The sequence below is a fragment of the Leclercia sp. M50 genome (genome assembly GCF_037150775.1).
Taxonomy (GTDB): domain Bacteria; phylum Pseudomonadota; class Gammaproteobacteria; order Enterobacterales; family Enterobacteriaceae; genus Enterobacter.
Genome location: NZ_JBBCPK010000115.1, coordinates 1 through 10,977 on the forward strand (window position 1 = coordinate 1; position 10,977 = coordinate 10,977).

A 10,977-nucleotide genomic window follows, 5' to 3' on the forward strand; every position below is an offset into this window, starting at 1 on the left:
TACGTTATAATCGCGCCAACCGCAGTAGCATTGCAAAATCAGCCAGGCTTTGACGTCATGCAGATGGCGAAGGTGGCCTTCACGGAGTAGGTGTGGAGCACGACATCGTTTCAGGAAAAGACGCTTTTACGGCACGACATCGCTTTCATCCGGGCCGGGTTGTTAACATCTGCTTTATTGTCGTCCTCATCTTCTCCACGCTGTTGACCTGGCGTGAAGCCGTGGTGCTGGAGGATGCGTACGCGGCCAGCCAGAAAAATCATCTGGAGACGGTGGCCAATTCACTGGATCGCCAGCTTGAGTTCAGCGTGGAAAAGCTGCTGTTCTTTCGCAACGGCATGCGCGACGCCCTTGAAACGCCCCTCGCATCCCCACTGTTGCGTAATACTGTCGACCACTTTAACGATCTGCAGGGCAAGCCCTCCTGGCAGCTGACCTTCGATGTGCGTCGCACCTTACCCTTGAACGGTGTTTCTGATGCCTTTGTACGGCAAACCACCAGCCTGTCACGTGATGATGAACGGATTGAAAGAGAGTTGAGCGCCGCGTTTGAAATGGGCTATTTGCTGCGCATCGACTCTCCGGCAGCACACGCCAGGCGCGTGGTCTATGTTTCCCGCGCCGGGTTTTACGTCTCAACCGATCCCACCGACTGGGGAGGTGACATTATCTCCCGCTACTATCATTTGGTCACACGTCCGTGGTACACCGGGCAGTCGGAGCGTGAGAACCGGGCCCGAAGCGTGCGCTGGTTTACGCATGGGGCAGACGATCGCACCGTTACCGTCAGCGTACCGGTCGATTACCAACGCTACTGGTACGGCGCGCTGGCGTTAGAGTTTACGCTCCCGGGGCTGAAGAAACTGCTGCAGGATGCAGTAGACGGCAACGGTGAAGGTGAGTTCCAGCTCTATGATAAAGGCTTTAATCTGCTCGCCACGTCGGAGAGTATTGCGGACAACGTGAATCATTTTGACGAGCGCGAGCGGGCGCAAATTGCCGCTGCTCTGGAAAAAGATACCGAAGGGGATATCCGTCTGGGGAGCCGCTACGTCAACTGGCATCATCTGGATCATTTTAATGGCCTTGTGCTGCGCATCCACACCCTGAGGGAAGGGGCGAACGGTGATTTCGGCAGCATTACTATCGCGCTGGCGCTGCTGTGGCTGCTCTTTACCGCGATGCTGGTGGGCTCATGGTTTGTGATCCGCCGGATGGTCAGCAATATGTACCGCCTGCAACACTCGCTGCAGTGGCAGGCCTGGCACGATCCGCTGACCCGGATAAATAACCGTGGCGCGCTGTTTGAGCGGGCAAAAGCGCTGGCGAAGCGGTGTGAACAGCAAAATCAGCCTTACTCGGTGATGCAGATGGATCTTGACCATTTCAAACGGGTTAACGACAGGTTTGGTCACCAGGCGGGGGATAAAGTGCTGACGCATGCGGCTGGCTTAATTATCCGCACGATAAGGGACACCGATGTTGCCGGACGTGTCGGCGGAGAAGAGTTCTGTGTAGTGTTACCGGACACCGGGCCGGAACAGGCGATGGCAATTGCCGAGCGGATCCGCGAGCGGATCAATCGTCGGGAAATCCTGGTGAAAAAAAGCCAGACGACGCGCGTCAGCGTGTCGATTGGCGTCAGCAGCGCAGAGGAGAGCGGTAACTACGATTTTGAACAGCTACAGTCCATCGCCTACGCCCGGCTTTACCAGGCGAAGCAGCGAGGACGCAACCAGGTGGTGGGTCAGGACGAGAAGAAGTGATCCAGCGCTTCACGCCAGCCAGCAGGGCCAGGCTGGTGGGTGTGGTAAACCCGCGCCGGATCGTCGTTTTTGAGCGTAATTCCCTGGCGATTGATGCCTTTAACCACCACCGCGAAATCGACGCTATCCAGCAGCGGCGCGTCGTTTGGCCCGTCACCCAGACCGAGGGTAGTGGGAAGCGCGCCTTCGCGCTGCAGGTATTGCTCGTTGAGCCAGTTAATCGCCTGATCCTTACCGCCGCGCTCATCAAGAATGTGCCAGAACCGTGCGCCCTGAACATACTTCAACCCCAGCGCGGTCAGCGCATCTTCAAACTCAGCCATTCTCTCATCGCTGTCGCGCCAGATGAGCGTCACCGAGGCTTCATGCAGTTTCGCCAGCCTCGCACGGGCATAATTAAGACCGGTCCACTCACTAATAACCCGCTCGTCCACGTCATCGAAGGTGGTGAATTTGTAACCCTCCCGGGCGCGCAATTGATTGATGATGTTAACGATATCGGCATGGGGAGCGCCATTGATTAACCGTGGGGCGTTGGGATGGTCATCCCAGCGGACATCCAGCTGGATCACCGCGCCATTTTCGGCAATAAAGGGCAAGCCCTCCAGCCCCAGATCGCTCTGGATCTCCAGCATCTCCGCCGCGGTTTTGCTGCTGCAGAGGATCACCGGGATCTGATGGTCCTGTAAGGTATCCAGCCAGCCAAGAGCGGGCTGCCAGTCATAGGTGTGAATATCCAGCAATGTGCCGTCCAGATCGCTATAGATGAGCAGCGGATCGTCGAGTGAAGGCATAGCATCTCCCCTAACAGATGAAGGTCTTTTATAAGAATTTTCTTAAAATAAAATTCTGCAAAAGGGTTATCTTATGGAACCGATCCCGCGCACCCCGCGGCTGACGCCTGTTGGGCAACTATAACCAACATTTTAATTGCGCAGGGAAACTATAAATATGAAGAATATTTCCTTGTCTTGCAAAAAAATTGCAGATAATGTTTACGCGACATCAGATTTCCTGGTGTAACGAATTTACAAGTGCTTCTTGCATGAGCAAGTTTGATCCCGGTCACCCCATGACCGGGATTTTTTTCGCCTCAGCGATTCACCTCTGTGACGCTGAAATCATGGATATCCAGCTCAAAGGCTTCAGCCAGCTCGCGCCAGGTATGGTAATCCCGATCGTTAACCCGTACCCGGGTAGGGTCATCCTCTATGCGCTGTACTTCGCTCTCGCTGATTTCATTGATCGCGGCGAGCAAGGCATCCACATCAACATTCACTTCCCGTTTAGCCGTTTCGCTGTACTCTTTTTCGGTCTTCATTGCGTACTCCTCGTTTACCTTTTACAGCTTTAAGTATAGACCGCCGATAAAAGCGGCAATCGCGCAGCAACACGCTGCCAGATTTCACGTTTTGTTCTACACTGGCTCAAAACCAGAGGAGGATTTTATGAACGTCAACGATCGGGTAACCGTCAAAACCGACGGCGGGCCGCGTCGCCCGGGTGTGGTACTGGCAGTTGAGCAGTTTAATGAAGGCACGATGTATCTGGTCTCGCTGGAGGACTACCCGCTCGGGATCTGGTTCTTTAACGAGCTTGGCCACCCTGACGGGATTTTTGTTGAGAGCGTGGAGTAACATGCGTGTCGGCTGACGCGGGCTGGCGCGGCCGAAATGAAAAATCTCTGGCATAGCCAGAGATCGGTTTACGTGGCAAAAAGGGAAGGGGTTAACGCAGATTAACGTAAATTCCGTTGGTCACATTGTCGGTCAGGCGAACGACATGATAGATCACTTGCTTATTATGCGTTTTAATCTTCCTTTTAATATTTCCTTTATGTGACGATACGGTTTTCGCCTTGATATTCATCTGGTCTGAAATCTGAATCGTTCCCTGTCCAGCCATCCACATTCGCAGCATGCTGGATTCAGTTCGGCTTAATGATAAAGTGGGAAAATTAAATTTCGCTACACTCTTTATCTCTTTGTTTAAATAATCCCCGATCAGTTCATCCAGCGATTCCGGCTTAATAGATTTCGAACTAATCAGAAGATTCTGACGCACCCGCAAATATTCATCGAAATGGATATTGGCTATAGCCATAAAAACAATAAACAGGGTGCCGGGATGCTGATTAATGATCTGCTTTATTTGCTGACTGTTGGCGGGATCGTGAATGAAACAGTCCTCATTAATAAACACCACACCTGGCGTAAGGGCGTCACATGCGGCGGCAAGTTCGTCAACCGTATGTACATCGTTGATCTCTTTTTTCTTTACCCCTCTGCTGGCCAGATACCCGGTTAACCCTAGCCGGGTGTAACTGCATAAATCCATAATGATCGTTGACATGGCATACCCTCACTCAATGCATAACGATAATTCACCACCTGCCTGAGAGCTCTTTAACAGCCAAACGGGATGGAAAAATAAATTACCTGTGAGCATTACAAGGACTTTCAGGCGAACTCACTATCCCGTAAAGTTACGTATAATTTGCCAGGAAACTTCTTAAAGTAAAGTAAATGTTGAATTATGTGAGGAGTATAAAAGCATTAAACCCGCTCCAGATATATCCTGGCAGATGTTTCTCATTTTCTATTTTAGGAATATCCTCAGAAAGACAATATAAAAGAGAGGGTTTATTGTTTCACGGAAAGCTCGCGCACGATATTGGCCAATAAATTAAATATTTCACTAAATAGATGTTCGCAGAATGGCGCAATAAGCGGCATTAAGAGGCCGATAAGCACAAGGCCGATAGTCAGGGTGATAGGGAAACCAATGACAAACACCGACAGCTGTGGCGCCATACGGTTAAGTAAACCCAGCGCCAGGTTGACGATCAGCAGCAGGGTAATCAGCGGCAGCGCCAGCATCAGGCCGTTAAGGAAAATCAGCCCGGCCGCACGGGTCAGCGCCATAAAAGCGTTGCTGTTTACCGGCTCCCCGCCAATCGGCAGGGTGTGGAAGGTATCCACCAGCATCGAAATCAGCCACAGATGCCCGTCAAAGGCCATAAACAGCAGCATCGCCAGCAGGTCGATGATACGGGCAATGATCGGCATGTTAAGCCGACTGCCAGGGTCAAAGAAGGTGGCGAAGGAGAGACCCATCTGCAGACCAATCAGCTCGCCGGCGGTGCGCACGGCGGCAAAGGCAAACTGCATCGTAAAGCCGATGGCCACGCCAATCAGGATCTGCTGTAGCCCAACCCACAGGGCTGGCGTGGAGAAAATTGGCACATTTACCGGCGGCAGCGTTGGGGCAACGATGATGGTTATGAGAATAGCCAGGCCCAGCTTGACCCGCTTGGGTATCGCCCGCTCGCTCAGGATCGGCGCGGTGGAGATCAGGGCCAGGATGCGCAAGAGCGGCCAGAAGTAGAGGCCCAGCCACTCAAGCCACTGGATGCTGGTAACTTGCAGCATACCTAGCCGATGATATAGGGCAGGTTAGTGAACAGATTGCGCATGTAATCCAGCAGCAGGTTGAGCATCCACGGCCCGGCGATAATGATCGCCACAAACACGGCGATGATTTTCGGGATAAACGACAGCGTCATCTCGTTAATCTGCGTGGCGGCCTGCAGGATACTGATGATCAGACCGGTGACCAGCGCCACCAGCAGCAGGGGAGCGGCAACGGAGATGGCGACCTTCATCGCTTCCGTGCCCATCATCATGACCGATTCTGGCGTCACCGGGCGCTCCTTAACTGTAGAAACTTTGTGCCAGCGACCCCACCAGCAGCTGCCAGCCGTCCACCAGGACAAAGAGCATCAGCTTGAAGGGCAGGGCAATGGTTGCCGGCGGCACCATCATCATCCCCAACGCCATCAGGACGCTGGCGATAACAAGGTCGATAATCAAAAACGGAATGAAGATCGTAAAACCAATCTGAAAGGCGGTTTTCAACTCGCTGGTGACGTAAGCGGGCAGCAGAATGCGCATCGGCACCGCCTTAGGTCCCTGGATCGGCCCGGCGTTCGCCAGACGGGCAAAGAGCGCCAGGTCAGCTTCGCGGGTCTGACGCAGCATAAATTCCCGCAGCGGTTGCGCCCCTTTTTCCAGCGCCTCCTGCATGGAGATCTTCTCTTCGCTGAAGGGCTGATAGGCGTCGGTGTAAATCTTGTCGATCACCGGCGACATAATGAAAAAGGTCAAAAACAGGGAGAGACCGAGCAGCACCTGGTTAGGCGGCGCGGACGGGGTACCCAGGGCGTTTCGCAGCAGACCGAAGACGATGATGATGCGGGTAAAGCTGGTCATCATCAGCAGAATAGCCGGGATAAAGGTCAGCGAGGTGATAAACACCAGCGTCTGAACAGGCAGAGACCAGCTCTGACCGCCATTGGCCATCGGCGTCGAGATCAGGCCGGGCAACTGGGCATACACGGCAGGAGCAAACAGGCCAACACCGGCAAGCGTAAGGGATAACAAACGGCGCATCACGATCTCCCGGAACGCTTAAGCAAACTCTTCATCACGGACTGAAAATCCTGTGGAACCTCTGTGCGACTCTCCTCAGAGACCGGCGCAGGCGGCAATTTATGCAGAATATTAATGTTTGAGGCGGTCACACCCAGCACCAGCCGGGCGTCTTCCACTTCAACGATCACCACGCGCTCACGAGGGCCCAGCGAAGTGCTGGCAGCGAGCTTCAGCCCGCGGGCACCGGCGGTTTTGCCCGCCAGTCCCACGCGTTTAGCCAGCCAGGCGGCAACGAGAATAAAGGCAATAATACCCAGCAGCGCGCCGCTGACATGAAGCAGCGGCGAACCTGGCACCGCAGAGGGCTGAGAGACGACTGCCTGGGTCTTCATGCTTAACGGCTCAGACGACGCATACGTTCAGACGGGGTAATGATGTCGGTGATACGCACGCCGTACTTATCGGCGACAACCACAACTTCACCCTGGGCAATCAGGTAGCCGTTGATCAGAATATCCAGCGGCTCACCGGCCAGGCCATCCAGCGCCACGACCGAACCCTGCGTCAGGCGCAGCAGCTCTTTAATGGTCATGCGGGTACGGCCCAGCTCCACGGTCAGCTTGACCGGGATATCCATAATCAGATCGATATCCTGCAGCGTACCGCTGACGTCGCCGCCGCCCAGCTGCTGGAATACCGAATCGGCAACGCTTTTGCTGGCCGGTGCTTTTTGTTCGTTTAACGCCTCAGCCCACAGATCGTCCAGTGCTCCGGTGTTGTCATCGGACGGATTGTTCATATCACTCATTTGGGCTGTTCCTCATTCAGAGAATTCAAAATCGGGTTGATCAGGTGCTCAACGCGTAACGCGTACTGATTATTCACGGTGCCATACTGGCTGGTCAGCACGGGCACGCCATCCACATGCGCAATGATGCGGTCGGGTTTTTCTATCGGCAGAACATCGCCGGGTTTTAATTTTAAGATCTGCGACAAACGCAGCGGCACGTCGGCAAAATTGGCCACCAGTTCTAACTGGGAGTGCTGAACCTGGCGCACCAGGTTCTCACGCCAGTTCTGATCTTCATGGCGGGAGTTCTCCAGCGGCGGGTTCACCAGCACTTCGCGCAGCGGCTCAATCATGCTGAACGGCAGGCAGATATTGAATTCGCCGGTCAGGTTGCCGATCTCCACGTGGAACGGGGTGTTGACCACGATGTCGTTTGGCGAGGTGGTAATGTTGGTGAACTTCACCTGCATCTCGGAACGCACATACTCCACGTCGAGCGGGTGGATCGCCTTCCATGCGTCGCTGTACCCCTCAAGGGCCAGCTTCAGCATGCGGTTGATAACGCGCTGTTCGGTGTGGGTGAACTCACGGCCTTCCACTTTAGTCGGGAAACGTCCGTCGCCGCCGAAGAGGTTATCTACGGCGATAAACACCAGGCTTGGCGAGAAGACGAACAGACCCGTGCCGCGCAGTGGTTTCAGATGGATCAGGTTGAGGTTCGTCGGCACCGGCAGGTTACGGGCGAACTCATGATACGGCTGAATGCGGATCGCACCGACGGTAATATCCGGGCTACGGCGCAGCAGGTTAAACAGCCCCATACGGAACTGACGGGCAAAACGTTCGTTGATGATCTCCAGCGCCTGCAGACGCTCGCGCACCACGCGACGCTGGGTATTGGGATCGTAGGGGCGAATATCACTTTCGCCCGCCAGGCCCGCTTTTGGTTCGTCGGCTTTATCGCTGTCGCCGTTGAGCAGCGCATCGATTTCCGCCTGAGAAAGAATACTGTCGCCCATGTCGTTACCGCAGAATGAAAGCTGTATACAGAACGTCGGTGACTTCCTGCTTAGGTTGACCGCTGATCAGAGGCGCGGCCAGCGTTTGCTTAATGGCTTCCACCAGCTTCTGCTTACCTTCATCGGTAGAGAGCTGGGTGGCATCCTGACGAGAAAACAGCAGCAGCAGACGGCTGCGCACTTCCGGCAGGTATTCACTCAGACGTGCGCGGGTAGCTTCGTCTTTCAGACGCAGCGTAATGCCCACGTAAAAGACGTGATCGGCGTCGCCCAGGTTAACGGTGAACGTATCCAGCGCAAAAAAGACAGGTGCCGCCGGCGGTGGTGGCTCCACTTTGGCTTCGGCTGAAGGGGCTTTATTCATACGCCAGTAGCTGTAACCTGCGGTGGCGCAGGCGGCGAGCGTAATTAACACCAACAGCGGGATCCAGATGGAACGCTTACTTTTTTTGGTGATGGCGGAGTCAGTCATCTGTTGCGTGCTTCCTGTTTCGGGACTGCTAATGTGGTGATTATCCCGTGTCCTGTCGCCGTCAAAGGGTCGAAAAGACGGGGATAATCACGCTACCTCTGGCGTTTAGGTTTAGGCGAAGATATCGACGGCACTGTTTCCACGGGCTGCAGACTGCAGCGAGGCCGGTGCCGCCAGCAGCTCATCGCTCTCTTCATCAAATCCGCCGTTATTGCCGGAGCGGGATGCCTGCTGCTGATGCTGAGACGAGGCCTGCTGTTGACCGTTAAAGTTTTCACTGCTGATGCTGCTTTGCGTAAGCTGAATACCGTTTTCCGCCAGCTGAGTACGCAGCACCGGCAGTGCCGCTTCCAGCGCCGCGCGAACGTGGCTGTGGCCTGACACCATCTGCAGCTGGGCCTGGTTATCATCCAGCTTAAGCGTAATTTGCACCTGGCCCAGATCTTCCGGGTGCAGACGCAGCTCGGCGCTCTGCTGGCCCTGACGGGTGAACAGCGTGATGTGCTGGCTGATGGTCTGCTGCCACTCATTGCTGCCCAGCTGGGCGCTGACCACCGGTGCGGCGGCCATCGTCGGCTGAGCAGAGGTAAGATTGCTGACAATCGGCCCCATCGTGATGGTCGGTCCGGTCGGGGATGGTGTGCTCTCAGCCGCCTGTCTGGTCGTTGCCGCGGCGACGGCTGGCGTCAGTTGGGTGTCAGAAGCTAAGGCCGCACCTTTATCCTGAGCCACGTTTTTTGCGGTGCGCAGCGCATCAGTATCCAGCGCTGGCTGATGACCACGATCGCCATTCAGCGTCGCCTTCACATCCAGGCTTCCGGCGCTCACTGGCTGAGGCGCGGCCGCGGTTGCGGTCTGCTGGTGGGGCAGCATCGCCATGAGGGCGCTTAATCCCGCCAGCTCTTCCTCGCTGAGCTCCGTTTTGCTGTCAGCCTCTTTAGCGGCCTGGGCCAGCGATTTCAACACCTCGCTTTTGGCGACCGGCAACAGGCCGTGTGCCAGCCCCGGCTGGCTGGCATCTTCATCGGATAGCGTTAGATCCTGACGCGCCAGCAGCTCGGCAAGCTTGCCGGCATCGGCGTCAACGTCGCTATCGGCGGCACCGGTTTGCAGCGCCGCCTGGGCGAACTTGCCGCCCGATGAGTGGAGATCGTTCAGCGTCAGGCCGACATCTTTGCCCTGACCTTTGGCATCGCTTAACGCGCCCGCCAGCAGGGCAAGAAAATCCTGCGCGCCGTCGGCCGCTTTTCCGCCCCGCGCGCCAGCCGTAAGATCGCTGTCGCTCGAAAGCAGTTGTTGAAGGGTGATCATTCCGGGGTCCTCATTGATGCCCGCTGGGCAAATTCATCCATTTTTTTCTGATCGAGACGGCTTTCCGCCAGGGTTGCGGCGGCAAGCTGGCGATCCTGCAGTGTCTGCCAGGCCTGTAAGCGCTGTTTCTTCTCTCGCCAGGCTGTTAACGCAAGGTCGACTTTATTGCTCCACTGAACCACCTGCTGGCGATGCTGTTCGATCGCTTTCTCCAGCGTCTGGATGAACTGTTGATAGTTGATCCAGCGCTGGCTGCCGATGCCCTGCGTCATATCGGTATTGAGGTTGGTGCGATACTCATGCTGGTAGTCAATCAACATCTTCAGCTGCTCTTCCGCCTGTTGCTGTCCGCGGCGCATCACCCCAAGGTGCTGCGCGGCATGATCAACATCTTGCTCGGCCAGATCTTTCAGCGTGGTTAATGCGCCGTGTTGTGCCATGACATTCGCCCTCTACCTTGTTACACCTGCGGGAAGATCATCTCCAGAGCCTGGATTGAGCTTTCCCAGTCGGCCTTCTCAAAAATACCCTGCTGCAGATACGCCTCCAGATGCGGCCACAGGGCAATCGCCTTGTCGAGCATCGGGTCGCTGCCTTTGGCATACGCCCCGACGCTGATCAGATCGCGGTTGCGCTGGAAGCTGGAGAGCAGCTGTTTGAAGTTACGCACCCGGGCGTAATGCTTCTCGGTAATCAGCGCCGTCATCGCACGGCTGATAGAGGCTTCGATATCAATAGCCGGATAGTGGCCCGCTTCGGCCAGGCGGCGCGACAGGACGATATGGCCGTCGAGGATCGCACGTGCCGAGTCGGCAATCGGGTCCTGCTGGTCATCGCCTTCGGTCAGCACCGTGTAAAAGGCGGTAATGGAGCCCCCGCCATTGATGCCGTTCCCGGCGCGCTCCACCAACGCCGGGAGTTTGGCAAACACCGAAGGCGGGTAGCCTTTGGTAGCCGGTGGCTCGCCAATCGCCAGAGCGATCTCACGCTGGGCCATCGCATAACGGGTCAGGGAGTCCATGATCAGCAGCACGTGCTGGCCGCGGTCGCGAAAATCTTCGGCGATACGGGTGGCATAGGCAGCCCCCTGCATGCGCAGCAGGGGAGAGACATCCGCCGGGGCGGCAATCACCACCGAGCGGGCACGCCCCTCCGCACCGAGGATGTTCTCAATAAAATCTTTAAC

14 protein-coding genes and 1 pseudogene are annotated in these 10,977 nt (G+C 55.8%); 2 read left to right on the plus strand and 13 right to left on the minus strand.

Annotated features, from left to right (window positions below; translation table 11 throughout):
• The first annotated feature begins 92 nt into the window (after window positions 1-92).
• Complete coding sequence (gene dgcQ / locus WFM46_RS20385; RefSeq protein ID WP_336998390.1) at window positions 93-1,766, plus strand: cellulose biosynthesis regulator diguanylate cyclase DgcQ; 1,674 nt, start codon at window positions 93-95, stop codon at window positions 1,764-1,766.
• On the opposite strand, the gene WFM46_RS20390 is transcribed toward dgcQ, so the two are convergent.
• Both WFM46_RS20390 and yodD read right to left on the minus strand, forming a co-directional pair.
• The gene (locus tag WFM46_RS20390; RefSeq protein WP_180209825.1) at window positions 1,748-2,560 is read right to left on the minus strand and encodes a mannosyl-3-phosphoglycerate phosphatase-related protein; all 813 of its coding nucleotides are present in this window, start codon (window positions 2,558-2,560) and stop codon (window positions 1,748-1,750) included. The genes dgcQ and WFM46_RS20390 overlap by 19 nt on opposite strands.
• Window positions 2,561-2,859: 299 nt before the next feature.
• Complete coding sequence (gene yodD / locus WFM46_RS20395; protein WP_103822455.1) at window positions 2,860-3,087, minus strand: YodD family peroxide/acid resistance protein; 228 nt, start codon at window positions 3,085-3,087, stop codon at window positions 2,860-2,862.
• A gap of 127 nt (window positions 3,088-3,214) precedes the next feature.
• Here yodD and dsrB point away from each other — a divergent pair, with 127 nt between their 5' ends.
• On the plus strand, window positions 3,215-3,403 hold the full coding sequence (dsrB, locus tag WFM46_RS20400; RefSeq protein ID WP_180209824.1) for a protein DsrB: 189 nt from the start codon (window positions 3,215-3,217) through the stop codon (window positions 3,401-3,403).
• A gap of 91 nt (window positions 3,404-3,494) precedes the next feature.
• On the opposite strand, the gene rcsA is transcribed toward dsrB, so the two are convergent.
• The 11 genes and pseudogenes from rcsA to WFM46_RS20455 all read right to left on the minus strand — a co-directional run.
• Window positions 3,495-4,118 carry a transcriptional regulator RcsA gene (rcsA, locus tag WFM46_RS20405; protein ID WP_103180154.1) on the minus strand — a complete coding sequence of 208 codons (624 nt, stop codon included), beginning with the start codon at window positions 4,116-4,118 and terminating at the stop codon, window positions 3,495-3,497.
• Between the two features lie 286 nt (window positions 4,119-4,404).
• Window positions 4,405-5,197, minus strand: a pseudogene (gene fliR, locus WFM46_RS20410) (flagellar biosynthetic protein FliR); the annotation flags it as partial.
• 2 nt (window positions 5,198-5,199) lie between these two features.
• A complete protein-coding gene (gene fliQ / locus WFM46_RS20415) occupies window positions 5,200-5,469 on the minus strand; it encodes a flagellar biosynthesis protein FliQ (protein WP_032612271.1) in 270 nt (89 codons plus the stop codon).
• A 10-nt stretch (window positions 5,470-5,479) separates the two neighbouring features.
• The gene (fliP, locus tag WFM46_RS20420) at window positions 5,480-6,217 is read right to left on the minus strand and encodes a flagellar type III secretion system pore protein FliP (protein WP_336998392.1); all 738 of its coding nucleotides are present in this window, start codon (window positions 6,215-6,217) and stop codon (window positions 5,480-5,482) included.
• A complete protein-coding gene (fliO, locus tag WFM46_RS20425; RefSeq protein WP_336998393.1) occupies window positions 6,217-6,591 on the minus strand; it encodes a flagellar biosynthetic protein FliO in 375 nt (124 codons plus the stop codon). Before fliO ends, fliP begins: the two co-directional genes overlap by 1 nt.
• A 2-nt stretch (window positions 6,592-6,593) precedes the next feature.
• The gene (gene fliN, locus WFM46_RS20430) at window positions 6,594-7,007 is read right to left on the minus strand and encodes a flagellar motor switch protein FliN (RefSeq protein WP_103180150.1); all 414 of its coding nucleotides are present in this window, start codon (window positions 7,005-7,007) and stop codon (window positions 6,594-6,596) included.
• Window positions 7,004-8,008 carry a flagellar motor switch protein FliM gene (gene fliM, locus WFM46_RS20435; RefSeq protein ID WP_103180149.1) on the minus strand — a complete coding sequence of 335 codons (1,005 nt, stop codon included), beginning with the start codon at window positions 8,006-8,008 and terminating at the stop codon, window positions 7,004-7,006. The genes fliN and fliM overlap by 4 nt, the downstream gene beginning before the upstream one ends.
• Window positions 8,009-8,012: 4 nt before the next feature.
• Complete coding sequence (gene fliL, locus WFM46_RS20440; protein WP_103180148.1) at window positions 8,013-8,480, minus strand: flagellar basal body-associated protein FliL; 468 nt, start codon at window positions 8,478-8,480, stop codon at window positions 8,013-8,015.
• A gap of 111 nt (window positions 8,481-8,591) precedes the next feature.
• A complete protein-coding gene (gene fliK, locus WFM46_RS20445) occupies window positions 8,592-9,791 on the minus strand; it encodes a flagellar hook length control protein FliK (protein WP_156654835.1) in 1,200 nt (399 codons plus the stop codon).
• Window positions 9,788-10,231, minus strand: a complete 444-nt coding sequence (gene fliJ, locus WFM46_RS20450) for a flagellar export protein FliJ (protein ID WP_103180146.1) — start codon at window positions 10,229-10,231, stop codon at window positions 9,788-9,790. Before fliJ ends, fliK begins: the two co-directional genes overlap by 4 nt.
• A gap of 20 nt (window positions 10,232-10,251) precedes the next feature.
• On the minus strand, window positions 10,252-10,977 hold a 726-nt coding region (locus tag WFM46_RS20455), incomplete at its 5' end, for a FliI/YscN family ATPase (protein ID WP_336998394.1).